The sequence below is a fragment of the Curtobacterium pomorum genome, from assembly GCF_044497295.1.
Classification (GTDB): Bacteria; Actinomycetota; Actinomycetes; order Actinomycetales; family Microbacteriaceae; genus Curtobacterium.
Genome location: NZ_CP172409.1, coordinates 772,763 through 797,339 on the forward strand (window position 1 = coordinate 772,763; position 24,577 = coordinate 797,339).

General features: G+C 65.4%; 20 protein-coding genes and 1 pseudogene. 14 read left to right on the forward strand and 7 right to left on the reverse strand.

The genetic code is table 11. The features are described 5' to 3' along the window. Positions 1-532: 532 nt before the first annotated feature. The 11 genes and pseudogenes from ACGH48_RS03785 (at position 533) to ACGH48_RS03835 (ending at position 11,299) form a co-directional block, all read left to right on the forward strand. Entirely contained in the window at positions 533-1,243 is a 711-nt protein-coding gene (locus tag ACGH48_RS03785; protein WP_396290227.1) for a hypothetical protein, read from the forward strand. A gap of 267 nt (positions 1,244-1,510) precedes the next feature. After that, positions 1,511-1,738: a hypothetical protein gene (locus ACGH48_RS03790; RefSeq protein ID WP_396290228.1), complete on the forward strand. Its 228-nt coding sequence runs from the start codon at positions 1,511-1,513 to the stop codon at positions 1,736-1,738. A 398-nt stretch (positions 1,739-2,136) separates the two neighbouring features. Then, complete coding sequence (locus ACGH48_RS03795; RefSeq protein WP_396290229.1) at positions 2,137-2,907, forward strand: helicase associated domain-containing protein; 771 nt, start codon at positions 2,137-2,139, stop codon at positions 2,905-2,907. 279 nt (positions 2,908-3,186) lie between these two features. Further along, the gene (locus ACGH48_RS03800; RefSeq protein ID WP_396291158.1) at positions 3,187-3,240 is read left to right on the forward strand and encodes a hypothetical protein; all 54 of its coding nucleotides are present in this window, start codon (positions 3,187-3,189) and stop codon (positions 3,238-3,240) included. Between the two features lie 304 nt (positions 3,241-3,544). Continuing rightward, on the forward strand, positions 3,545-4,204 hold the full coding sequence (locus ACGH48_RS03805) for a DUF2510 domain-containing protein (RefSeq protein ID WP_396291159.1): 660 nt from the start codon (positions 3,545-3,547) through the stop codon (positions 4,202-4,204). Between the two features lie 132 nt (positions 4,205-4,336). Then, positions 4,337-5,683: a hypothetical protein gene (locus ACGH48_RS03810; protein WP_396290231.1), complete on the forward strand. Its 1,347-nt coding sequence runs from the start codon at positions 4,337-4,339 to the stop codon at positions 5,681-5,683. Positions 5,684-5,959: 276 nt separating this feature from the next. Continuing rightward, positions 5,960-7,585 carry an AAA family ATPase gene (locus ACGH48_RS03815; protein WP_396290233.1) on the forward strand — a complete coding sequence of 542 codons (1,626 nt, stop codon included), beginning with the start codon at positions 5,960-5,962 and terminating at the stop codon, positions 7,583-7,585. 593 nt (positions 7,586-8,178) lie between these two features. Next, positions 8,179-8,532 (forward strand): annotated as a pseudogene (locus ACGH48_RS03820) (zinc-ribbon domain-containing protein); the annotation flags it as partial. A gap of 21 nt (positions 8,533-8,553) precedes the next feature. After that, positions 8,554-8,796 carry a zinc-ribbon domain-containing protein gene (locus ACGH48_RS03825; RefSeq protein WP_396291160.1) on the forward strand — a complete coding sequence of 81 codons (243 nt, stop codon included), beginning with the start codon at positions 8,554-8,556 and terminating at the stop codon, positions 8,794-8,796. An 837-nt stretch (positions 8,797-9,633) separates the two neighbouring features. After that, on the forward strand, positions 9,634-10,722 hold the full coding sequence (locus tag ACGH48_RS03830) for a helix-turn-helix domain-containing protein (protein WP_396290234.1): 1,089 nt from the start codon (positions 9,634-9,636) through the stop codon (positions 10,720-10,722). A 13-nt stretch (positions 10,723-10,735) separates the two neighbouring features. Continuing rightward, positions 10,736-11,299 (forward strand): hypothetical protein, encoded by a 564-nt coding sequence (locus ACGH48_RS03835; protein WP_396290236.1) that lies wholly within the window; start codon positions 10,736-10,738, stop codon positions 11,297-11,299. Between the two features lie 612 nt (positions 11,300-11,911). Here the strand turns inward: ACGH48_RS03835 and ACGH48_RS03840 are convergent. Continuing rightward, positions 11,912-12,334, reverse strand: coding sequence for a hypothetical protein (locus ACGH48_RS03840; protein WP_396290238.1), 423 nt, complete (start codon positions 12,332-12,334; stop codon positions 11,912-11,914). A 143-nt stretch (positions 12,335-12,477) separates the two neighbouring features. On the opposite strand from ACGH48_RS03840, the gene ACGH48_RS03845 reads away from it, so the two are divergent. Then, complete coding sequence (locus ACGH48_RS03845; RefSeq protein ID WP_396290239.1) at positions 12,478-16,362, forward strand: restriction endonuclease; 3,885 nt, start codon at positions 12,478-12,480, stop codon at positions 16,360-16,362. Between the two features lie 346 nt (positions 16,363-16,708). On the opposite strand, the gene ACGH48_RS03850 is transcribed toward ACGH48_RS03845, so the two are convergent. From ACGH48_RS03850 to ACGH48_RS03865, 4 genes are all read right to left on the reverse strand, one after another. After that, entirely contained in the window at positions 16,709-17,647 is a 939-nt protein-coding gene (locus tag ACGH48_RS03850) for an ABC transporter substrate-binding protein (RefSeq protein ID WP_396290240.1), read from the reverse strand. Continuing rightward, positions 17,647-18,426 carry an ABC transporter permease gene (locus tag ACGH48_RS03855; RefSeq protein ID WP_396290241.1) on the reverse strand — a complete coding sequence of 260 codons (780 nt, stop codon included), beginning with the start codon at positions 18,424-18,426 and terminating at the stop codon, positions 17,647-17,649. The genes ACGH48_RS03850 and ACGH48_RS03855 overlap by 1 nt, the downstream gene beginning before the upstream one ends. 2 nt (positions 18,427-18,428) lie before the next feature. Then, positions 18,429-19,055, reverse strand: coding sequence for an ABC transporter permease (locus tag ACGH48_RS03860; RefSeq protein WP_396290242.1), 627 nt, complete (start codon positions 19,053-19,055; stop codon positions 18,429-18,431). Between the two features lie 177 nt (positions 19,056-19,232). After that, positions 19,233-20,828, reverse strand: a complete 1,596-nt coding sequence (locus ACGH48_RS03865; RefSeq protein WP_396290243.1) for an alpha-L-fucosidase — start codon at positions 20,826-20,828, stop codon at positions 19,233-19,235. A gap of 87 nt (positions 20,829-20,915) precedes the next feature. On the opposite strand from ACGH48_RS03865, the gene ACGH48_RS03870 reads away from it, so the two are divergent. Then, positions 20,916-22,280, forward strand: coding sequence for an MFS transporter (locus tag ACGH48_RS03870; protein WP_396290244.1), 1,365 nt, complete (start codon positions 20,916-20,918; stop codon positions 22,278-22,280). 20 nt (positions 22,281-22,300) lie between these two features. Here the strand turns inward: ACGH48_RS03870 and ACGH48_RS03875 are convergent, their stop codons facing one another. Continuing rightward, on the reverse strand, positions 22,301-23,194 hold the full coding sequence (locus ACGH48_RS03875; RefSeq protein ID WP_123310087.1) for a helix-turn-helix transcriptional regulator: 894 nt from the start codon (positions 23,192-23,194) through the stop codon (positions 22,301-22,303). Between the two features lie 128 nt (positions 23,195-23,322). Continuing rightward, positions 23,323-23,658 carry a DUF2255 family protein gene (locus tag ACGH48_RS03880; RefSeq protein ID WP_396290245.1) on the reverse strand — a complete coding sequence of 112 codons (336 nt, stop codon included), beginning with the start codon at positions 23,656-23,658 and terminating at the stop codon, positions 23,323-23,325. A gap of 76 nt (positions 23,659-23,734) precedes the next feature. Here ACGH48_RS03880 and ACGH48_RS03885 point away from each other — a divergent pair, with 76 nt between their 5' ends. Further along, positions 23,735-24,484 carry a carboxymuconolactone decarboxylase family protein gene (locus tag ACGH48_RS03885; protein WP_396290247.1) on the forward strand — a complete coding sequence of 250 codons (750 nt, stop codon included), beginning with the start codon at positions 23,735-23,737 and terminating at the stop codon, positions 24,482-24,484. Positions 24,485-24,577: the final 93 nt, after the last annotated feature.

Genomic DNA, 24,577 nt, shown 5'->3' on the forward strand with positions numbered 1-24,577 from the left:
CCGGTGCGTGGCATCGCCCTCGGCGCCGGGACAACGGTGGCGACCGGAACGCCAACACCAGCCGTGGCGACGACGTGGCCGTCATCACGTCGACGAACCACCGGACCGGATCGGTCGGACTCGCGGGTGCAGAAGTACGGCTGCGCCGCATCATCCGATGGTCGGTGGTCACTCGTGGCGAGCCGCTCGAGAACGTTCGTCATCGGGTTGGCTCCCATCGGGGGAACTGGCTCGTGGACGCTCATACCCGAACGCTAGGAGCGGCAACGGCGCACGTCAGCCCTTGCGCGTCGGTGGGGTCCACGGACAGGAAACCTTCCGCCGATCTGAGCGTCCGCCTGGCACGCACGAGCCCGTAATCGGGCTCCGGCGCCCCCATTTCGGGGCTGAATGCGGTCAGATACCGGCCGCTTCCGCCCTAAACCGACCGAAACGAGTCCCTGCAGGCCAAAACGGCACAGCTCGTGATCTTCAGCGAGCACAGAGCAGGAGTGGACGGAACAGCCTCCACACCAACCAAGAAAGAACCCCAATGCGCAACTACACCCAGCTCCCGGTCCACCCCCTCAACATCTGCACCCGCCTCGACCAGCACGACCACGCCTACACGTGGAACCAGCTCGAGCACGCCCGCTGGGCGACGCGTCTCGGCGCGCCGAGCACCCTCACCGGCACCTGGTGCTCCGAACGACTCCTCCGCCTGCGCGAGTACGCACTCGAGTGGGGCACGTCGCCCTTGTTGCCGGTCGCCGCCAACCAGGACAAGGCCGACAAGTTCAACGACTCCGAGTTCAAGAACGCGAACGCGATCACCGCGACCGCACTGCTCCGGTGGGACGACACGGCGCTGAACCCGTACCACGACGTCCTCGGCGAGAAGACGGAGCCGATGGACACCTTGCGGCCGCCCTACGAAGCCGTCACCGCTCCGATCCACTGCATCGGCTACAACCACGCATTCCGCCTGAACCCTGCACCCCACCACGTGCTCCGCTCCGGCTCCTCCGATGCCGACGTCGACCCGGGCTCCCTGGCGAACGCGACCACCACCGCCCTCCCTCCCACCCCGTCGTCACCCTCGACCACCCACGAGGCACCCAAGGCCCTCGCCGCGCCCGCCGTCCTCCCCGAGCGCAACGTCGACGCTGGCTGGTACGTCCGCGACGACTCCCAGCACCGGGCCGAGCAGTGGGTCGAGTGGGAGTTCGCCGTCTGGACCCGACACCGTCGAGACGCGGCGTAGGACGCGATTCCGCAACCACGCCTGTCCCGGTCACGGTCGCGCCCGGCTGGCCGTGAACGCCTGGCATAGAACCACTCGATGCAAGGACGGTGAACGGATCACCCGAGCATCAGCCCCACCTCCAAGCTCGCAACATGACACAAGGAAGTCCCCATGCAGAACACGAGCTCCACCTGAGCCCACCGCCAGAGCGAGGCCAGCCGGGGTCTCACGGTCTCGCTCAGTCAGGGCCTCGCCGACAAGCTTTGGCACACCGAATCCGCAACGTTGCTCACCGAGCAGCGCGACCGGTTCGAAGGCGACCCGACCCTGCCCGACCCCGCCAACGCCGTCTTCACGACAGGCATCATGCGGTGGTGCCGCACCGCGGCCGATGCCGTCCTGCTCCTGGCGTTCGAGCAGGCAGCCGGACACCACGTCACGATGCTCTGGGACCTCGCCCTCGAAGAGCACGTCATTCTCACCACCCGCAGTCAGGAGCCCGCCACGAGCTAAGAGCACTCAAGTCGACGGTCATCGAAGCGCCGCCCGCCCAGAACCGGGAGGGCGGCGCTGTCCCGTGTGAAGCTCTCCGCATCTGACAAATACGCGGATGCGCCGGCCAGCGACGCCAAGACCCCGCCGCAGGGCGAATCGACGCAGGCTTCGACTATGGACGTGACGCTCCTCGGCAGCTCCGACGAGACGATCCTCCGAACCTCAACTACGACTGCGGCTGGTACGCCCGCTCGGCACTCGGCACTCGGCACTCGGCATCGGGGGCCGGGGGATTGGTAGCGAGAGCTGGACCTTCCGCGACCAGGCGTAGGAGACATCGCGGCCCCCTCGTCACCGTCAGGGCCCGACACACGCCTGACCCCGACCTCCGAGCACGAAGGGATTCGGTACCGTAGTTGACGGACTTGAACCACGAGAGTCAGCGAGTAGCAGTGTCGTCATCAGAACCCAGCCGGCAGGACAGCGCAGACCCGCTACGGCTTCCGTTCGACCTCGGCGACGAAGACTGGTTTCCGGAGTTCGGAACGCCCCGGCAGCCCGCCGAGGTCAGCGAGACGGACCGTAGTTGGCTCGCCGCCCTCGATCGATTCATTGACAGCCACGGGCACGGAGCCGTTCCGAAGCGCTACGTCGACGAGGAGGGTCGCGAACTCGGTGCCTGGGTCGCGGAGGTCTTGCGAGCGTTTCAGCACGGCGAGTTTGACGTCGCCCTCGCCGAGGCTCTGAACCAGCGGCCGGGTTGGTCGCGGACCGCAGCCGATGTGCGCTGGGACGAGCGATTCCATGAACTCGAAACAGTCGCACGAGAGACCGGGACCGGGCTGATCAGTGCGGACTTCGTAACGCCATCAGGCGTGCGGCTGGGAAGCTGGGTGAGCAGGCAACTAAGCGCCGCAAAGCGGGGGAAGCTCGCGGGGCACCGCCGCCAACAGCTCGAGACCCTGCTCGGATGGCAGTGGCACGCCGCTGCGATCAGCAAGGTAGCCGTGGAGCGAATCTCAGAAATCCGGGACCACGTTCAGCGGCATGGACCCAACGCCACCCTGCCCCCACGCCTGCGCCGCTGGACGCAATCCCAAGACCGCTTGTACCAGAACGGCCGGCTCAGCTTCGAGCGGTTCGACGCTCTCGTCGAGGCGGGCTGGGGAGTGTGGCGATACCGCTAGTTCCTCCGTGAACGAGTTCAGTCAGGGGCAGGCCGCCTTTGAGCAAGCGGAGGCGTTCGACGATCATTGAAGCGCGAACCACTGCGCGTGTGCATAGCGAGCGTGGCGTTCTGTTCATTGCTGCAGGTCCCGACGCGCCGCGAGGAGCCGTTTCCCGACGGCGGCGGCCGATGAACTGGGGCAAGAGCGCGCCGCCACCAGCCCCTACATTGTTGAACATGACCAAGGCTTCCCGGGCTGAAGCGCCGCTCCGCCGCGTCGGTCTTCTTCCTCCCGATCATCACGTTCGGGATCTACGCAATCGTGTGGTGCGCGAAACCCGCGGCGAGGTGAACCAGGCCGGGGCCCGCATCAATTCAGAACCCAGCATTGACGAGTCCGACCGTCTCCGTTGACGACCTAGCCTCTTGACGGCAGCCGCAGGCGCCAGGTCTTGCGGACAATCAACACCCCAGGACCCAGCAGGCAAAGCGCCGTCCACCTTCGCGGGCGGCGCTTTGACGTGCCGGTCATGAGCTATGAGACCGCGCAAGCATCACGCTCGAACACCCCCGATCCGCGGGAGGGGCGGCACGTATGTCCCCAGTCTTGGTGCTACCCGTCGGTGCAGCGCTCTGCGACCCTAACTCACGTGAGTATGCCTGTTGGATGGTTCCCCGACCCGTCGGATCCCGGCCGTGAGATGCTCTGGGACGGCGAGAAATGGACCGGGCTGACGCGACCTCGGAATGAGGGGGCACCGGCAGCAGACCGCGAGGATTCGCACAGGCAGGAGCCCACCTTCACCCACAGCAGGAGGCCGGGTCCGCGCCGCCGCCGTCTTCTCCTCATTGGCATCATTGCCGCCGCGCTCGTTGTGCTGGGCGGTGGTGGTGCGACCGCAGCAGTCCTGCACAATCAGCAGGTCGCCGCTGCGGAGCAGAAGGCAGCGCAGAAGAAGGCCACGGCTGCACGCGAGCGGGCCGAACAGCGTCAAGCTGAGGAAGCGGCGCAGGAAGCCGCCGACGATGCCGAACGAACCGCTCGAACAGAGACAGTCACCGAAGTGGAGTCATCGGTGAAGAAGATGGCCGACGACAACGTGACGAAGGGGCTCCTCGACGGTCCCATCACCGGGGTGAGTTGCAACCCGGTCAGCGGTTCCACGGACGACCTGACCGACACCACGACGACCTTTGATTGCTTCGCCGCGAATAAAGACAACGGGGACGGCACTCAGTCCGGGTACTTCTTCAATGCGACCGTGAACTGGGACAGCGGCGAGTACACCTATGGCCTTGGGAAGTCCGGAGCCTGAACGCTCCGCTGCCGTCCACCGGCCGTCTGACCGAATGAGCGTTATCGGCTTGCCGCGGGCTCCTCGACCCGGCGGACCCACGGACGTCGAGATGTCGGCGGCCCAAAGTACGCTTGCGCGTGAGGGGGAAAATTGCTCACAACCCGCGAAATTGCTTCGCTCATTCTGCTCTTGGTTGCGCTCATCGCGCTGATTTCCTGGCCTGCGACGCGTAATCCTCTCCGAGAGGGATTTGGTTCGATTGCCCGGGCGCTGCATTGGAAGCTGGTAGTCAGTTTTCTTGCGCTCTTGTGCTGGATCGCGGTCTGCCTCCGCTTGGGCTCGCTCGTGACGTTGTGGGACCTGAGTCTGCTCAAGGACTCAATCATCATCACGCTCACCTTCGCCATCCCGATGATGTTCCGCGTACCGAAGGCGGAGACCGGCGGGGCTATCGTGCGCCGATTAGTGCTCGACGCGCTGGGCTTCGTGGCCCTTCTTGAATTTTACGTGAACGTCGAGCCGTTGCCGCTGGTCGGGGAGCTCCTGCTTCAGGTCGTAGCGACCGCTCTGGTCGTGCTCAACAGCATGGCTGCAACAAGGCGGGAATGGGCATCAGTGCGCAAGGTCACCGGCGGCCTGCTCTCGGTGATCGGCGTGGGTCTCATTTTCTGGACCACCGCCGCGATCATGTGGGACCGAGATGCGCTCGATTGGGTCGGCCTGCTTCGTTCCTTCCTCCTCGGTGTTTGGCTGCCGGCACTCCTGCTTCCTTTCTTTTATGTCGCTGCTTTCCTGATGGTGGCCGAGACGGTATTTGTGCGGTTGCGTCTATTCTCGAGTGAGACGCGGTCGCCAATCCGCGTGCGCATTGCCGTGTTCATGGGGCTGCGAATGAGCGTGAAGCTCGCTTCGCGGTTCATTGGGCGGTACAACCAGGTTGCGACGTCGCGCTCTTTCCGAGAGGCCTCGTATTTCATGCGCACATTTCGCCGTGAAGTTCACCAGCAGGACGAAGCGGAGCGTCAGCGGCTCGCGACGCTCGAAGCGAACACCGGGCTCACCGGTGTGGATACGAAAGGAGCGCAGCTCGACCGTCGAGAGTTTCACGAAACCAAGGAGCGTCTGCGGTGGGTCAGTGTCTGCGAGATGGGACGATATGAAAGAAACAACCATCGCTACTGGAGTGATGCGGATGGTCTGACGGACATCATTGTCGATGCGTCAAAGCACGGGCTTCCGGCGGAACACGGCATCACCGTGCAGACCGATTCAGATGCACAGCGGTGGCGAGCTTGGCGGGTTCTTCCGAGTGGATGGGTGCTCGCTATTGGTGGTGCAGGGTGGAGGAGCGAGTGGGTCTACGCAGGCCCCACTGCTCCAGGATCCTGGCCGGGGGGCGACGACCGGCATTGGGTAGACACCATGACGGCGCTCGAACTTCCGCCCGATTGGCGGCGATCGGACGCTCCGGTAGTGAGCGCGGTGCGGACGATCTGACGATTGTGCGCCTTGGAGCGAGTTTGGGTCGCTTCTGGATGTAGCGCTTACCGCGTTCGAACGTGAGGGGTGTTGAAGGAGGGGCAGGATGTGCATTCGTGACGAGCCGAGGGCACGCGGCGTGTCCTCAGTGAACCGAACTTGCAGCAGACGATTCCTCGGGCGGCAACCGCAAGGCGGCGCAACGGCCGTGCTAGGCATCTCGGTCCGCCGGAAGGGGCATGCCGTAAGCGCTTACGGATACGCTAGCTTCGATCAACTTGCCGAGGAGGGTCCGTGCGCGTCGCAAAGCTGCAGCTGAACGGTTTCAAGCGGTTTACCAACACTACGATTTCGGGTCTACCGGCGACCGCTCGACTGGTGGTCCTCGCTGGCCCAAATGGCGTAGGTAAATCCAGTCTTTTCGACGGATTCCGCACCTGGCAGACCGCGCACGGTGTGAGCTCGTCGGTCGGATGGGACGAGTCATACGGTCTTAAAGTGGGGACACCAGCAATTTCGTGGCCCAACCACATCCAGCTCGACTTTCACGAGGGTGAACCCACCGATACCATCACCAGTCAGCGGAGTATCTATATCCGGACCGCGTTCCGAAACGAGGCCGACTTCAACATCTCGACCTTCAGTCGATTGCCGAGTCCGTTGGCGGCGCCGCGGGTCGGTCGCCTTGTCGACGCGGACATAAGTGTGTCCGAGAACTATCAGCGCATGGTGATGCTTACGCTGGACAGTGTCTTCGACAGTGCCATCCCCGACAGTACAAGCAAGGGCGAGTTGCGTGACAGGCTCATCGGTGCGGTCTCGACTGCGCTCCGCCGGGTGTTTCCGGATCTGGAGCTGACCGGCGTCGGGGCCATCGGAGCTGGAGTCGAGCAGCAGGGATCGTTCTACTTCAAGAAGGGCGCTTCGGACGGGTTCCTGTATAAAAATCTGTCTGCCGGAGAGAAGGCTACGTTCGATCTCCTGCTCGACATCGTCGTCAAGCGTGAGTATTTTGACGACACGATCTGGTGCATCGATGAACCCGAAGTTCATTTGAACACCCGTGTACAAGCCACCTTGCTGCAGGTGATTCTGGAACTGCTGCCCGACAGCTGTCAGCTCTGGCTCGCCAGCCACAGCATCGGGTTTATGAAAGCAGCTTGGGACCTTGCGCAAGCGGACCCTTCAAAGGTCGTGTTTATCGACCTCGACGGACACAACTTCGATGATTCTGTTGTGGTCGAACCTGTTGCGGTAGACAGGGCGTTTTGGGCGCGCACCCTTGATGTCGCGCTCGGCGACTTGGCGACGCTCTTGGCTCCGAGTGAGGTTGTGCTCTGTGAAGGTCGCCCACCGAGCAACGAGCGGGATCTGACAGCAGAGTTCGATGCCGCCTGCTATCGCCGCATCTTTGCGACGACCCACCCACACGTCGACTTCGTCTCGGTTGGAAACTCGGCGGACGTTTCCAACGATCGGCTCGAGGTGGGTCGAGCAATCCAGACGATCACGACCGGCACAAAGGTCACCCGAGTGCGCGACCGCGACGACTTGAACTCCGACGAGGTGCAGCAGTTACAGCGGGACAACGTGCGAGTCCTCAGCAGGCGCCACATTGAAGCCTTCTTGCTCGATGATGAGGTGCTGCGCAAGCTCTGCGAGCAACTCGATAGTCCGGGTGCAATCGATGATGTCCTCGCAATCAAGCGTCGCGCAATCGCTGAGGCGCCGTCGCGCGGCATCGACGAAGACAACATGAAGAAGTTTGCTGGCGGCATCTACGTCGAGCTTCGCAAACGCTTGGCGATTCGGGGCGGCGGTAGTACGTGGCAAGCGTTCGCGAAGACGACGCTCGCGCCACTGATCACGCCCGAGCTTGCCGTCTTCGCCGAGCTCGAGCGCGACATCTTCGGAGACTGAGGCATCGCACCGCACCGCTGCGCCGCTGTTGGGCTGCATCGCGCGCCCAGGTCCTCAAAGCGCTCTCGAGGTGACCAGCAGCATCGCTGATTGGCGCGACAGCAAGCATCGTCGTGGTTTGGAGAGCCGGCTCGAGGGCGCCTGCCGCGCGACCCAAGCGGGGGTCTTCAAGACCTAGTGACTAGCGCCGCGTCCGCAGCGACGCCGGTGGCGACCGCCCTGGCCGCTAGTGCTAGCGCTCGCGGGACTCGGCGTTAGGTTGGCGCGCCCGCGCGCCCGCGCGCCCGCGCGTCCGCGCACCCGCGCACCCGCGCACCCGCAGTACGGTCGACGACGGCTGACCGCTAGGCGCGGTGGAACAGATTCCCGAAACCCGTGGAACGCCCGTCGTTACTGGGATCCGCGATCCGCGCCACCACTGGCATCCGCGAATAAGCCGAACACCTCGCTGCAGGGTGGGCGGGCAGGGTGATCCGAGTTTTCGACGTTCGGGTTGAGACTTTTCGCGGCTGCGGGAGCTTGGCGCTACACTCAACCCGCCTCGGAAGCCGAAGCCTGAACGATCCCTCGCCGCCTAGCGCCCCGACCTCGCCGCGAGCCGGCATCCGGTCGACAACGGGGCAATTACGCCCCTTGACGTGTCCCCAGGCACGGACTGGGAAGCCTGGTGGTCGTGCCAGGCTTGCGGACACTCATGGTCTTCACGCGTGAAGCGGCGCTCGCAAGGTACGGGGTGTCCCGCCTGCGCCAAGACCGTCGTCGTCCCCGGTGTCAACGACCTCGCCTCTCAGCGGCCCGAAATCGCCCAGGAATGGGACATCGTACGTAACGGCAGCGATACACCCGCGGGGGAGTTCGTCAGCGGTCACGCCCGGCGCAACTGGCGATGCAGTTCCTGCAACCATTCTTGGGCGACCACTGCCGCGAGTCGCACGCAAGGCAGCGGCTGCCCGAACTGCGCCGGGAAAGTGCTCGTACCTGGCGTCAATGACTTTGCCACCCGCTACCCCGCGCTCGCGGCGACCTGGCACCCAACCGACAACGACGTCCAACCCGACGACGTGTTTCCGCACGGCAATTGGAAATACTGGTGGCTGTGCGAGACCTGCGGTGAACGGTACGAAAAGAGGACCGCCCACCGCATCGCCGGCACAGCCTGCACTTCGTGCACCCGCGAGCAGGCTGCCGGCCACGACGCGACCATGCTCTGAGACCTCGACACCAATGAAGCTCCGATGCTTCAAGACGTACATGAAGAGCGAGGCCGTACCGCGTGCGGTGGCGGGGCCGGCTCCGACGTGCACTTAGCCGAGGAGGTCGAGAGGGGACCCGGCAGAGCGGCGTCGTACGTGTAGCTTCGGCAAGTCGTCGACCGCGTCGGGTTCAACAGCGACCACGCAGGCAGCCCAGAGGCCACGAAAGGTCAGGACTACGCGCCCGACGTCCCACGCGCTCCACCTTGGTCGATTGATGCAGACAGCAATCTGCAGACTGTCGAGGGGTGGATCAGGTTGTCGATTTCAAGGCCATCTAGTCGCCGGACGTTCAGGTTGTCGTTCGCGAGGGCGAGCCACTCGAGCGAGTAGATCGCTCGTTGCGTCGCCCGAGGTGGAGCCACTGCGGCTCGGGCAACTTCTCAGCGGCGATCATCGCGTAGACCCCGTCGGGTTGCACGCCGAGGAGGCGAGCGACCACGCGCGGGGAGAGGTGAGTTGCGCCGTCCCTCCTGCTGCTCCTCCCGGCTAATAGCTAGCAATTCCGGTTCCCTAGGGTGCAAGGCGCGCCCGCGCTGAACTGGATCAGAAGGTGATGGCGCTCTGCGGCGGTTCGACGGAATGGACGTTATTGGCCGAGCTAGCGGCACAAGTCGGGCGGGATGGAGACCCATCGTCCGGCAACGGCTGGCCACGCGCGCGCTTACTCAACGGCTGAAGCAGGCCTGGAGCCAGGGATCGCCCCTCACGGTTCACTGACCGAGCGCCTGTGTGTGACGCGAGGCTGCTCGCGTCTCGTTGGGAAATCACCAACGAGGGCGTATGTTGAGCAGCATGACCGCAGAGATTGGGCAGCGTGTTGCGGGCCTGCTCCCCGAGGGTCGCACCCAGAGAGAGGTTGCTGCCGACGTCGGCATGACGCCGGATGCCTTCTCGCGCGCGCTCCGGGGCGAGCGTGGCTTCGCCGCCATCGAGCTTGCGGAACTCGCGGACGTCCTCGGCGCTGACCTGCACTTCCTCATCACTGGCGCGCCCGACCCGAATCGGGTCGTCGCGTCTGCTCGACATTCGTTCGATCAGGAAACGCGTCAACATCACATCCCTGGCAAAGACGTCGACCTACCTCAACTCGAAGCTGTCCTCCTGGCCTATGAGCAGGTGCAGGGCGATCTGCCAAACTCTAACGTTCCTACCTCGCTGTCGGAGGCCCGAGCCGCACTCGGCGACGGCTTCATTCGGCCATTTGCCGATCGTCTCGATGCGTTGGGTATTGACGTCGTCCGGCTCGGCGACTTGACTTCGGCATACTCATTCTGGTTCGGGGACCGGGCCGTAATCGTCCTTAAGGCGACGGGAAACTGGTTTTGGGAAAACTGGTCTCTAGCGCACGAGCTCGGGCATTTGACCACCCAAGCAGACGATATCGAGCGAGGCCGAGGCATGGAGCGAACGTCGAACGAGCGGGACGCTAATGCATTCGCGGCCGAGCTGCTGCTTCCGGGGGAATGGATGCGCTCCGTCGATTGGGCAAGTGCTTCGGAGGCTCAAGTCGCGTCGTATGTATGGGATCGAGGGGTTTCCATCGACGCGCTTGCGAAGCGTGTCGCTGCGCTCCACCTGACAACGAGCAAGAATCTTGAGTTGTGGATGGGGCAGCCAACGCAGCGGCTCCTAAGGCGTCGCTGGACCGCGACGGAGCCGGGCGACCCGATAACGGCCCGCATGGATGCAGCCTCGACTCGCCGTTTCCCGCTGTCTCTACAGGACGCTCATCTTGCGAGGATTGCCGACGGGAAGGTGCGGAAGGACACGCTAGCCTGGATGCTGGGTGTCGACCCGACCGAGCTCGAGGTTGATGAGCCGTCGGACGAGACGACGCTCACCTCAGACGCGCTTTCGGATCTCCTCGGTCTCGGGGTTTGAGGAAACTCGCGCCTTGAACGTTTGGTTCTTCCCCGACAACACGGTGTTGATCAACTTCGCGTACCTGCACCGGATGGACCTGCTCGGTCGCCTCGTGAAAAAGCCTGCGTGGTGTGCAACCGTCGCTTATGAATGCTCCAGATCGTCGAGTGAACCTGACCTCGAGGACCTGGCAGCGGCGCCCGGTATCTTCGGCGAGCCGTTGTTCCCGGAAACGCAGGCAGAGCAGTCTCTGACGCAGATCTACCGGATGCAGCTATCGCGCCCGGGTGATGCTCCCACAAAAAATCTCGGCGAAGCGGAGACGCTAGCAATCATTCACAGTCGCCGAATGAAGGCAGTCTTTTTCACGGATGACGCCGGCCCGAGCGCGCTTCTCGCCGGTACGGAAGAAAGGCCGCCCCTCGTGCAGACTGCGAGCACGTGGGGACTTCTCCGGGCAGCCTTCAAGGCAGGGTTCGTCGACGCGGATACCCTGTGGTCATACGTCTCGTTGCTCCGATCGAAGCGTCGGCATGTACCTCCCGGCCGAGCCGCGGCAAGTCGCTCTGACTTCGATGCCTGGTTGCAGGGCTGAAGAAGCGTCATTCGCCGGCGGTGGCTGGTCTCCGCGACAGGATCGAACTTGCAGAAGGCGTCTTTTGCTCCGAAGGAGCTACTTTGCGTTACGAGGGCGCCTGACGTTTCGCCTCGCTCATTGCGGTCGCGGACAGAGCTCAGTTTTCTTTGAACCTGATTTCTAACTGAACGGATTCGGATAGGTCGGCGAAATCTGGAGGCTAATAGTTCGAGACCAGTCCACGTAGATCATCGGGTAGATCAAGCTGAAACAGGTCGAGAACAAGTCTGATGTTCCGAGCCGCGGCGCTGCGGAAATCCCGCAAGGAGTTGGCGAAAAGCGCTGGGTCGTTGGCGAAATCCACCCCATGGAGCCCGCCGAGACTGGCGAAGGCTGCGGCAGATCGGCGAATACTTTGGAATGCGTCGCGCAAGGGGCCATTTGGTACGAGCTCTAGCTTAAGAGTGATCTGCTTTCTTAGCTCGTTGGCGGAACGTACGCACAGGTCTTCGTCTTCTCGTACAAGGGTCCGTTCGGTGAGCATTCGCTTCTCAGCGAGGAGGTTCAAAAGGTTGATGGCCGCAACCCGGTACAGGTTTGTATAAGCTGCCTTGTCTGAATCGCTTACCCTCATAGCCCAGCCTCAACTCGTCTCTTGATGGCTTCGTCAATTTCTCGTTCAACCCTTCGATTGAACTCCGGAGTTCCGTTGCGCGGAGCCGCTTCACCGTCAGGTAACAGCGCGTCCGCCCGTGCGCCTATTGTCCTACGAAGGAACGGAAGGTCTTCCCGGTTGTTCGGGTCTCGTATGAGGGCCAGCACGAAGCCGCGTACGTGGCTTGTGCCTGTGGTTTGAAACTGGACGTACAACTCCCTCAGAAGCGTCAGTTCGAAACCTATGCGGCGTTCGTGTAAAGCCTCGGCCTTGGCGTTTTCCGCGACTCTGCGCGCGCCTGCCGCCTCGATAAATGCAATGACTAGTGCCAGTAGGGTGAGAAACCCCACGATGATGTTGACCCAAAGTCCCGCGACGCTCAGTTCGTGGTGAGTCATGGTGCAACACTAATCGAATCTCCCGGCCCTGCGGTGGCTCCCGTGCCATCCAGGAGAAGCCCGGCCCCGTAGTGCACGGGGGTGTGCTCCCCCTGCCGGTGTCGCCGGCTGCAAGGTCCGCCTCCGTGCACCATGATGAAGTTGTGAAGGACGATGACATGCTCCGCGATGCGGCGACGCTGCTGGATGGGGCGAGTGGCGACGTGTTGCCGACTGCATCTCTCAGCGCTGACCTCTTCGAGGCTTTCACTGAGCGGTTACTCGCGGCACACCGTCACGCTCTGCCATCAATGGGCCGACGCATCGACCGAGTGAACCGCTGGGGTCGTTCGGGCGATAAGCAAGACGGGATTGATCTCGCCGGCGCGTGGGATGACGGAACTACTGTTGCGTTCCAATGCAAGCGATGGGCGACGCTGTCGCCGTCGGCCGTGCGCACTATCGTCGACGAAACCGCCTACAACGCAGACGAATTCAAGTTGGTCTTCTCCGGCGTTGCGTCAGCCGCCGCACGCAAAGCCTTGAGTGAGTTCCCGGCCTGGGACTTGTGGGACGCACGGGACCTGCGCCAGCTACTCAGTGACCTTCCCCTTCACGTTCAGCGCGACGTGCTCGACGAGACGTGGTCCGCCAGCATCCGAAGGCGGATTCTCAAGGGCCTCCCGACGGACGCGTTCGTCGCCACCGCTGCGGTGCGTGCAAGTAGAGCACGCGACGGTCAACTTCTTGACGATAACGCACCCTTCGTCGGCATGGGATCGCGGCGACGAGAGTTGACGAACTTGCTTCAAGCTGGTCCGGAACTCGCTCCGATCATCGTCGTGCACGGACCTGGCGGAACCGGTAAAACACGTCTCATCATGGAAGCCGCGGAGGCCTTCGAGCGTCGGCGCCCGGAAATTCCCTTGCTGTGGCTTGGGCCGGGCGTACCTCTCGGCGTGGCCGCGCTTGGCGAGCTGCCCCTAGTCGCCTCCGTCATCGTCGTGGACGACGCTCACCTGCAGGCCGATGATCTGACCGCGTTGGTACGCCATGTCCTGGAGACACCTGGAGCAAGGCTGATCCTCGGATCCCGCGATTCCGCCGTGCCGGAGCTTCGTCGAAAGCTGATCCGCGCCGGCATCGTGAGCGGTGGGATCCGTGCCTTCCGGACTGGTCGCATCAGTGCGAAGGCAGCCCGACGACTCGTTACGGCGCTTACACAGGACCTCCCAGTCACATACGGATTCCGAGAAGCACTCGCTCGTGTTGCGGTAGATGTACCTGCCATCGCCGTACTGGCTGTCGGTATGGTCCGTGCGGGAACACTCACCGACCCGTTCCCGTTGGACGAGCAGTTGCGCGAAGCGGTGCTCGCGCGGTTCGGCGAGGAGACGTTGGATGACGTTCCCGGAGGGCCCCCGCAAGCCCCGCGGCGGCTCCTGTCGCTCATTGCCGCGCTCGGAACGATCGATACCGACGACGACGAGACGCAGGCGCGTCTCCTCCAGATCACCGGGTGGAGCGTCGCAGAGTACCTGTCAGTTTTTTCGGCGCTTGAGCTTCGTGGTCTAGTGATCGGCGCAGGAGGGAGGTTCAGGGTTACTACTGAGTTGCTCGGCGACCAGATTCTCGAGCATGAAGCAGTGATCTTCGGTCGCGATAGCCACCTTGTGTCCACGCTGTGGGAGCAGTTCGGTGACGGCGAGTATCGCACGCTCCTCGTGAACCTGGCGGCACTGGCTAGTCGACTGCATCGCCAGGGGGCGCCGCAAGTAATGAATGGAGTCTGGGTGGACGTTCGAAAGCGGGTCGCCAGCATGACCCTCTTTGAACTGACAATGTTCCTTTCGGATGCCGCGCCCGCTGCCCAGACGCAGCCGGCGGAGTTTGTGACCCTCCTCGACACCGTCTTAGGCAGGCTCGATAGCGCGCGCAATAAAATGGTGGATGAATCAGGGGCCTCTTGGTTCAGCAAGGACGGTCTTCGTCATCACCTTGCCTCTCTGTACGCTGACGCCGGAGCGACTGACTCAGACCTGGTTCCTCATGTGCTTGATGTTCTTTGGGAACTGAGCAAGCAGGACACGCGGCCGGAAAATCCGAACCCAGTGCATCCGCTTAGACTCATACGAGAACGGTTTGCTGACTTTGCGTCGAGCCCGGGCGGCCAAACGCTGTCGCAGGTCATCGATGCGGTCGAACGCTGGTCGGGGGATGAGCCGACCCCGATACCTCTGCTCACGTCGATCATGACTAAGCACGGAACCCGAATGGTGATGACTGACCATCGCACCGTGACTTTTCAGCCGTTCACTGTCTCTTCTGAGAAAACGAGATTTCTGAGAGAGCGAATTCGCAAGATCCTAGAACGCGATGCGAGGCACCCTCGGGAGAAAATCGAGTTGCTGAAGGTGGCGCTCGCTCCACCCCGACCGGGCTTCGGGGCTGAGGTCTCCGATGCAGGTGTTCTCGCATGGGAGGACGATGATCTAGCGACGGTAGCGACTCTGCGGCGTATCGCCACGGAGACAAGCAGCTCCGCGGCGAGGCGTCTCGTCCGTAATGCCGTCGACTGGCCCGCGACACATGCACTTTCGCCGGCGGTGCAAGCTGCGGCCCAATCCCTCACCGCTGAGCTCGATGCAAGGCCGGAAGATGACTTCGCGGACTTGCTGGTCAGTTCGACGCACATCACGGTCCATCAGCGCCTGGGACCAGACGCTTCCGGGGGTCGCGGCGTCGGCCGGTACAAACGGCTGGAGGCGCTCTTCGCTGATGTCGTTGACGAGGTCTGGCCCGACCAGTTCACAACCGCGGGGTTCTCTCACCTCGACACGCAAGTCCGCGAAGCCGCCCAGGTCGGCGGCCGGCAACTCTGGATGCTCATGCATTTGGCGACGGCACTGCTCGCGGCGCGGCCGCAGCTCGTCGCGCCCGTGACTGCAGCGATCATCGACAACGCTGCGGGGCCGCTCGACGACCTCTTGCCGATCCTGCTATCGGGTGTGTCCGATGCGCAACTGATGGACTTCACGCACGGGTACCCGACGCTTCGCCCTGGCGCCCGCCGAGCTTTCGGGATTGCGGCTACCAGCGAGAGATGGCGTTCGAACCGAACGGCGGCGAACGCGCTCCTCGCGGCGGGTCGCTACGACGAAGACCCGGTAGTCCGGCAGACGTTCCTAACCGCTTACGACAGTACGGCGACGCTGAGCGCAGTCAGGGACGAACTGATGGATCGCGCCGCGACACCACAAACGATCGAGTTCGTGCTCGACGACCTCGGGTTTGGGCTGCGTCACAATGAAGAGGATCCTGTCATCGGCTCAAGCGAGGTTCCGGTGCTGTTGGATTTTCTCGGGCTGTTGCCCAGCAATACATCGACGGTCCCGCACGTCCTCCGAGCCGTCGCACGAATCGATGTGGCGGCAGCTCTTACGTTCCTGAACGAGTCAGAGGCCCCGGACGTCCACATCGAGATGGATGAGGTACTCGATGGCGATGCTAGTGACGTTGCGGATTGGCTCCTCCGGCGCGCCGCGACAGCCGACGCGAGGCCAGTCAGCTGGACGAGCGCACGGGCCATCGGAGAACCGATGCCAGCGAGCGTCGCTGACATCCTTGTCGATCGGGTCTCCCAACTTGCACCCGAGGCGGTGGACCACCTAACTGAAGTTCTTGCAGCGTTCTCCGCCTGGGTGTCACATCATCCGACGCTCGCCGAGCGGGTCGTTGAGGGCGGCAGTGCCGATCTCGAAGCACGCGGACAACGTCTAGCCCTGATCCAGAACTCGGTGACCCCAACGAGCTGGTCCACTGGGTCCGGGGGGTCACCGGAGCTGAATCTCACGATCATCGCCGCGACGAAAGCCGCCGCCTCAACGCCCAGTGCCGAGCTCCGCGAACTCCTCGAGGCGGGCATCAGCCGCATGCAGGGCTGGCTACGTGATGCAGAGGAACGCGACGACGACGGCGAGGACGAGGACGAGGACAACTTTGATGATGATGACGAATCGACCGACTCCTCCATACGTTCACTGGAGTAGCTTCCTGGCCACACAGCAAGGAACATTCATCGACGCCGAGGTAGTTGTTTGGAAGGCGTACCCCGCACCGGTGTGATGCAAGTGACCGGAGCCGCGGGAGCATGACGTGGCGCTACGGTCGGAGCATTTCGGTCCTAGAGACGGGTAACCCGGGCCGACTTCATGAACGCGGGTGAGAAGCGTGGAACGGAATCCCAAAACCCGTGGGACGCCCGTCGGAACCGCGATCGGCGATCCGCGCGATCACTGGCATCCGCGAATAAGCCGAACACCTCGCCGACGGACGAGGCGGGCGGGGTGCTTCTTCGCGCAGCCCCGCCTCGCCGCACCCGGCTTCGTTCCTGGGCTACTCGAGCAGCCCCTCCTTGATCAGCCAGTCCTTCGCGGCGGCCTGGGCCTGGGCCTTCTCGCTGCCCTCGACACGGTTGCGCAGCGCGATGAGGTCATCGGTCGTCAGCTTCTCGGACAGCTTGTTCAACGTCGACGCGAGCTTCGCGCTGTAGATGTCCTTGTTCAGGAACGGCAGGATGTTCTGCGACGCGATCAGGTTCTCGGGGTCCTTCAGCACGAGCAGCTTCTTCGTCACCAGGTCGGGCGACGTCGTGTAGATGTCGGCCACCTGCACGGTGTCGTCGACGAGTGCCTTGACCGTGTCGGGCCCGCCGTAGTCCTCGATCGACTTGAACGTGACCTTGTCCACGCCGTACGTCGACTTCAGCCCGGGGATGCCGTACGGAAGGGTGCCGAACTGCGGGTTGGCGCCGAGCGAGAACGGCTCGATCTTGGAGAGGTCACCGATCGATGTGAGGCCGTTCTTCTCGGCCTCGGCCTGGGTCACGACGTAGGCGTCCTTGTCCTCGGCCGGAGACGGCTCGAGCACCTGGAAGTCCTTCGGGATCTCGGTCTTCAGCGCGGCGTCGACCTCCGCTGTCGTCTTCGCGGTCGCCTTGGTGTCGTAGAAGAACAGCAGGTTGCCGTTGTACTCAGGCATGAGGTTGATCGAACCGTCCTTGAGCGCGGGGATCGTGGTCTGCCGGGGGCCGAGGTTGAACTTGGTCGTGACGTCGAACCCGGCGTCCTTCAGGACGAGGGCGTACATGTTGCCCAGGATCTCGCTCTCCGGGAAGTTGAACGAGCCGACCACGATCGGCGTGCTGCCCGATCCGTCGTCTCCGCCCGATGCTGGCTTAGTGGGGTCCGAGGTGGAACAACCGGAGAGTGCCACGATCGCCCCGACCGCGATCACACCCGCGAGGATGCGTGTCCTGGTACCTGCTGTGAACATCAGTGGTCCCTTTCGTCGACGGAGAGTGCCGTCACCGCGCGGCGCCGGACTGGCAGCGCGCGGACGTGTGTGCGGCGGCGGCGGGTCTGCCCCTCGGGGCCGCGGCGAGTGAGGTGTTGTGCGAGGGCGAACAGGCCGTCGATCACGAGGGCGAGGACCGTCACGAGCAATGCACCACCGAGGATGAGGTCGTTGTCGTTCAGACTGATGCCCGTCGAGATGATCGCGCCGAGCCCGCCCAGCGAGATGTACGACGCGATCACGACGGTCGCGATGACCTGGAGGACCGACGCGCGGATCCCGCCGATGATCAGCGGCAGCGACAGCGGCACCTCGACCTTGAGCAGGATCTGCAACTCGGTCATCCCCACCGAGCGCGCGGCGTCCACCGTCTGCGGGTCCACGGACTCCACACCGGAGTACGCCCCGGCGAGGATCGAGGGGATCGCCAGGACGACGAACGCGATGATGGACGCGATGAAGGCGGTCTGCGTGAACGGCACGGTCATCCCGATGATGACGAAGAGGGTGCCGAGCAGGCCCAGCGTCGGCAGCGCGCGCATGGACCCGCTGAACGCGATGACGAAGCTGCGCCCGCGCCCGGTGTGACCGATGTACAGGCCCAGCGGCAAGGCGATCAGGGCGGCGATGGCGACCGAGATGAACGTGTACAGCAGGTGTTCGCCGATCCGGTCCTGGATCGGGAGCGGGGTCTGCAGGCCGGGGCGGTAGTTCGCCGGGTCGAGGAGCCAGGCGACCGCATGGAGGAAGAACTGCACGGTCAGGCCCCCCGTTCGATCGTCGCCAACGCGGCCCGACGGCGCGACCGACGCGACCGCACCTGGATCCGTCGCGACCACGGCATCAGGACGCGCCCGAGCGCCACCAGGACGGTGTCGAAGACCAGCGCGACGAAGAGACTCGCGGTCACGCCGACCAGGATCTCCTCGAGGAACTGACGCTGTCGCCCGTCCGTGAACAGGAAGCCGATGTTCGCGGAACCGACCAGGGCGCCGACCGAGACCAGGGCGACGGTGCTCGCCGAGACCACCCGCATCCCAGCGAGGAGGACGGGACCCGCCAACGGGAGCTCGACCGTCCAGAAACGCCCCCACGCGGAGTACCCCACTGAGGTGGCCGAGTCGACGACGTCCGCAGGGACGGCGGCGAACGCATCAGCTGCCAACCGCACCATGATGGCGACCGCGTACACCGACAGCCCGACGACGATGTTCACCGGATCCGTGATGCGGGTGCCGAGCAGGTAGGGCAGGATCACGAAGAGCGGCAGGGACGGGATCGTGTAGAGCAGACTGCCGCCGCCGACGATGACCGATCGGACGGCCTGCCACCGGTTCGCCACCCACCCCAACGGCACCGCCACGACGAACCCGAGGACGATGGGCACGGCCGCGAGACCCGCGTGGGTGACGGTGAGGCCCCAGACGAGACCGAAGTTCGCGATGATCCAGTTCAGGGCAGCATCCCAATCCTCGTCGGACGACCGTTCGCCTGAGCGTAGTCGCGCCGCACCGTCCTGACCGCGACGGATCGTCGCGCCGGCGTCCCCGCGCCGGAACCCCCGTCACTGGTGCAGGAAGTCCTGCCGCTCCTGCTCGACCACCGGCGCGAGCCGCACCCGGACCACCGGACCGGAGTCGACGCTGGTGACGCCCTCGAGTGCGACCACGAGCGCGTCGGGGCGCTGCTCCCAGGCGACCTCGCCGGCGTGGCCGAGGACCGCGACGGACCGGATGGTCCGACCGAGCAGGCCCGAGGCCGACCCGAACGCCCGGATGCTGGCGGACCCGTCGTCCGGGTCGGCCAGCAGCGTCGCGTAGACGGCATCGCCGGTGACGTCGTGGCGCGTGGTGAACCGGACGTCCTCGGCGGTGTACTCGACCGTGTCGGCGTCGACGAACGAACCCGCGGGACGAGTGGTCGGCCCCTCACCCGAGATCGTCCACGGCCGGGTGCCGTAGATCGCCTCGCCGTTCACCGCGAGCCACGAGCCGATGCCGCGCAGGATGCGGACCTCGTCCTCGGGCAGGGTGCCGTCGGCCTTCGGCCCGGTGTTGAGCAGCAGCACACCGTTCTTCGCGACCACGTCGACGAGTTCGGCGACCAGGTCACGCACGGTCTTGTAGTCGTGTCCCTCGATCCAGCTCCACGCGGTCTTGGCGATCGCGGTGTCGTTCTGCCAGACGGCCTCCGGTGTGCCGGCCATCGCTCCGCGCTCGATGTCGTACACGGCGCTGCCCGGCGCGAACGTCTCCCACTTGTAGTTGATGACGACCTCACGGCCCCACTCGGCGGCGCGGTTGTAGTAGTAGGCGGCGAGGGTGCGCACGTACGGCTGGAACGCGGGCTGCTCGATCCACCAGTCGAACCAGAGCACCTGCGGGCGGTACTTGTCGATGAGCTCGACGGTGCGGAGCAGCCAATCCTCCAGGAAGCGCTCGTTCGGGGCGGTCTCCTCGCGCTGCGCCGGCCCGTAGAAGTCGCTGAACCGCGGATCGAGCACGTCCGAGGGGGTCTTCGTGCCGCCGTTCATGAAGAACCAGTGCTCGGCCCGGTGGGACGACGCGCCACGGACCATCCACGCTTCGTCCGCGGCGACGAGGAGTTCGCCGAACACGTCACGCCCCGGCCCGAGCTGCGCTGCACTCCAGCGGGAGCGGTCGGTGTCGTACATCGCGAAGCCGTCGTGGTGCTCGGCGACCGGGACGACGAACTGTGCGCCGGCGTCGCGGAACACCCGCACCCATTCGGCGGCGTCGAAGTGCTCCATCGTGAACGAGGGGATGAAGTCCTTGTACCCGAACGCGTCCTGCGGCCCGTAGGTCTCGACGTGGTGCGCGAACTCGGGCGTCCCGGCGCGGTACATGTCGCGGGAGTACCACTCGTTCCGGAACGCGGGGACCGAGAAGACGCCCCAGTGGACGAAGATCCCGAACTTGGCGTCCTGGTACCAGAGCGGTGCGCGGTACCGCTGCAGCGACGCCCAGGTCGCGTCGTACGGGCCCGAGCGGACGACGGCGTCGACCGCGGCGAGGGCCGCGGTGTTGTCCGACACGTCGACGGGCTCGGGCAGGGTGGTCGGGTCCAGCGGGGTGAGCGGTTCGTGCACGACGTGCTCCGATCGGTTGCGGCGGCTCGGCGACGGCGATGTCGGGAGCATGAGACATCCTACGTCTGCGCGATCCGCCCGGGAGGGGTTCCCGGTCAGGGCATCCCCGCACGTGAACGGGCGGGGGAGCATCGAACCGTGACCGCTCCGACGACAGCCGACGTCCCGACCGATCGAGGCCCGCACCGAGCCGCGCGGCAGACACTCGTGCTCGCCGCGCTCGGGTTCTTCCTCATCACGCTCGACATCCTCATCGTGAACGTGGCCCTGACCACGATCGGTCGGGAGCTCGGCGGCAGCACCTCGGGGCAGCAGTGGGTGATCGACGCGTACACGTTGCTGTTCGCCTCGCTGCTGCTGTTCGCCGGCAACCTGTCCGAACGGATCGGGGCGAAGCGGGCGATCGGCTGGGGCATCGCGGGGTTCCTCGTGGCCTCCGTCGCCTGTGCCCTCGCCCCGACGCTCGGCGCGTTGATCGCCGCGCGAGCGGTCCAGGGCGCGGCTGCCGCGGTGATGCTGCCCGCGTCGATGGCGCTCATCCGCGAAGCCTTCCCCGAGGCCCGCGAGCGGGCGCACGCCCTCGGCATCTGGGCCGTCGGTGGCGCGGTCGCCGGAGCGGTGGGACCGATCCTCGGCGGCGCGCTGACGACGCTCGACTGGCGGTTGGTGTTCGCGATCAACCTGCCGGTGTGCGTCGTGATGCTCGTCCGGGTGGCCTCGTCGGCTCGGCGACCGGCGCGGTTCGACGCTGCCGGTCAGGTCCTCGCGCTGCTCGCGCTCGGAGGGCTCGTCTTCGGGCTCATCGAGGGCGCTGCGACGGGCTTCGGCCGCTGGTACGTGGTCGTCGCGTTGGTCGTCGCCGCTGCCGCGGTCGCCGGGTTCCTGCTGGTGCAGGCGCACGGTCGGAACCCGATGATGCCGCTCGACCTGTTCCGCTCCGGCGGGATGCGGATCGCCCTCGGTGTCGGGTTCGCGTTCATGGTCTGCAACTTCGGCAGCGTCTTCGTCCTGAGCCTCTACCTGCAGCATCACCTCGGCTTGTCACCACTGGCAGCAGGGTTGGTGTTCCTGCCGTCCGCGGCGTTCAGCATCGTCGGCAACGTGGTGTGCGGCACCCTCGTGAACCGGTTCGGCGCACGGGTCCCCGTCGTCGCCGGACTCAGCACGATGGTGCTCGGTCTCGTCGTGGTGATCGTGCTCGCACCCCTCGACTCGGTCGTCGCGGTCGCGGTCTGCACGATCCTGACCGGCGCGGGCGGGTCGGTCGCGATGCCGCCCGCGACGTCGGTCGTCCTCGCCAGCGTCCCCGCTGAGCGGTCGGGGACCGCGAGCGCGGTGTTCAACACCTTCCGGCAGGTCGGCGGGGCGGTGGCGATCGCGGTCTTCGGGGCGTTCCTGGCGGACCGGTCGCAGTTCGTGGTCGGGACGCAGACCAGCTTCGTGGTCGCCGCCGTGGTGCTCCTCGTCGCGGCGCTGGCAGCGATCCGCATCACGAGCGAGTGACCGCTGGCGACGGCACAGCGTCAGCTCCGGACGTCGGTCCCACGGTGCTCGGCGGAGTCCCGCTGCTCCGTCGCGGCCACGGACCCGAGCAGGCGGAGCGCGTCGGCCGTCGGTGAACCGGGTTCCGCGCTGTAGAGCAGGAGGCTGAGGCCCGGGTCGCTCATCAGCCGTGACCCCTCGAAGTGCAGGTCGAGGACGCCGACGACGGGGTGGACGAAGTGCTTCTCGCCCGTGGCGTGCCGACGGACGTCGTGCGCACCCCACTTCGCCCGGAACTCCGGGCTGCGCGTCGACAGCTCACCGATCAGGGCTTGCAGGTCCTCGTCGTGGGGGTCGTGGCCGGCCGCGGTGCGGAGGATCGCGACGCTCTGGTCGGCGGCGACGTCCCAGTCCGGGTGGAACGCGTCGGCCCAGTCCCGGTCCAGGAACGCGGCGCGGGCGAGGTTCGGCCGCTCCGACCTGCGGAACAGGTCCGCGTAGAGCGCCCGGCCGAGCGCGTTCGCACCGAGCAGGTCGAGTCGGTCGTTGCGGATGAACGCCGGCCCGCCGGTGAACGTGTCGAGCGTGTACTGGAGCCCGACGCGCAGGGTCTTCGGCGTCGCTGCGCGGCGCTGTCCACGGACCGGGGAGGCGTTCGCCGCCCGTGCGAGGTCGAACAGGTGGTCGCGCTCCGCGTCGTCGAGGAGCAGCGCGCCGGCGATGGCGTGCAGGACGCCGTCGGAGACGCCGGAGAGGCTGCCGCGCTCGAGCCGCGAGTAGTACTCCACGCTGACGTCGGCGAGCATCGCGACCTCACTGCGGCGCAGGCCGGCGACCCGCCGGTTGGGCCCGCCGGGCAGGCCGACCTGCTCCGGGCGGACCCGGGCACGGCGGCTGACGAGGAAGTCCTTGACGTCGTCGCGGTTCGTGGTCATGAGGCGACCCTACGAGTCCGCGCCGGGGCGCGGGGTGCACTGCCAGGACACCGGACGGGAGGCACGGTGCCAGCTGGCACCGCGCCTCCCGTCCGCCCTGTGGCGCGTCCACCGCGCCCCTGGCGTGGTCACGCGCGCGGACTGATCCGGACGGTCGCCGAGGTCGGTCCGTCCTGGAGCATCGGCGGGAGGTACGGACTGCCGGCGTACTTCGTCTCGTACGCGAGGTCGATCCGGCTGTTCAGGTCGGGGCCGATGGATTCGAACACCACCTCGTGTTCGGTCCCTGCGGCGCTGATCCTGCCGGCGCCCTGTTCGATCGCGGAGCGGTACCAGCGGGAGCGTTGCCCGTTGTAGGCGCGGACGTAGAGGTCGCCATCGACGACGACCGACCAGATCCAACCACCGTACGAGGGTGTGGACGGTCGAGGGATGCCCTCGTGGAGCACCTCTCGACGGTGCATCCCAGCCGTGTCCGGTGCGGTGTTCGCTCGTCAGCGACCCACGCGAGTGACCCACGGAACAGCGAAGGAAACACCGATGACGACGAACCAACCCACGAACGCCGAGCACGATGCGCTGCTCGGAGCATTCAGCACGACGGACCCGGAGTTCGTCGAACGCATCGGAGCGTTCACCTTCACGGAGACGGTCGCGGAGAACGCACTCGACGCGACCGATCGCCTGCAGTACCAGCTCGGCGCCCTGGTCGCCGTCGGTGCCGTCGAACCGTTCCGGGTGCTCCTCGACGCTGCGCTCGACGCCGGTGTGTCACCGATCGCCGTGAAGGAGGTCGTGTACCAGGCCGGCGCCTACGTCGGGATCGGCCGCAGCCTGGGGTTCCTGGCTGCGGTGAACGAGGTGCTGACCGCGCGCGGGACCGCACCGCGGCTCCGGTCGCAGGCGACCACGACCCCTGCGGACCGGACCGAGCGCGGCATCGCGACACAGCGGGAGATCGTCGGTGGTGACACGGTCGACGCCATGTACGCGAACGCCCCGAGCGATGCGGCGCGCTTCCAGCGGTTCCTGTCCGCGAACTGCTTCGGCGACTACTACACGCGGACCGGTCTCGACGTCCGGCAGCGAGAACTCCTGACGTTCGCGGTGCTCGTCGCACTCGGGGGAGCGGACGGCCAGGTCGCCGCGCACGTCACCGCCAACCAGAACGTCGGCAACACGCGCGCCGAGATGCTCGACGTGCTCACGGCGCTCCTGCCGTACATCGGCTACCCGCGCACCCTCAACGGCCTGGCCGCCGTCGAGAAGGGTGCGCCCGCGGTGGCCTGAGCCACAGCGGTGCCCCACTGGTGCACCCCGTGCTCGGCTCCGTTTCCCTAGGGTCGAACGTGACGCGGGAACGACCCCCGTCCAGAGGCGTCG

Excerpts from the sequence above, each read along its gene's own strand:
- ACGH48_RS03785 (WP_396290227.1), top strand. The coding sequence starts at position 533 with ATGCGCAACTACACCCAGCTCCCGGTCCACCCCCTCAACATCTGCACC.
- ACGH48_RS03805 (WP_396291159.1), top strand. The coding sequence starts at position 3,545 with ATGCCTGTTGGATGGTTCCCCGACCCGTCGGATCCCGGCCGTGAGATG.
- ACGH48_RS03830 (WP_396290234.1), top strand. The coding sequence starts at position 9,634 with ATGACCGCAGAGATTGGGCAGCGTGTTGCGGGCCTGCTCCCCGAGGGT.
- ACGH48_RS03840 (WP_396290238.1), bottom strand. The coding sequence starts at position 12,334 with ATGACTCACCACGAACTGAGCGTCGCGGGACTTTGGGTCAACATCATC.
- ACGH48_RS03850 (WP_396290240.1), bottom strand. The coding sequence starts at position 17,647 with ATGTTCACAGCAGGTACCAGGACACGCATCCTCGCGGGTGTGATCGCG.
- ACGH48_RS03865 (WP_396290243.1), bottom strand. The coding sequence starts at position 20,828 with ATGCTCCCGACATCGCCGTCGCCGAGCCGCCGCAACCGATCGGAGCAC.
- ACGH48_RS03875 (WP_123310087.1), bottom strand. The coding sequence starts at position 23,194 with ATGACCACGAACCGCGACGACGTCAAGGACTTCCTCGTCAGCCGCCGT.
- ACGH48_RS03880 (WP_396290245.1), bottom strand. The coding sequence starts at position 23,658 with ATGCACCGTCGAGAGGTGCTCCACGAGGGCATCCCTCGACCGTCCACA.
- ACGH48_RS03885 (WP_396290247.1), top strand. The coding sequence starts at position 23,735 with ATGACGACGAACCAACCCACGAACGCCGAGCACGATGCGCTGCTCGGA.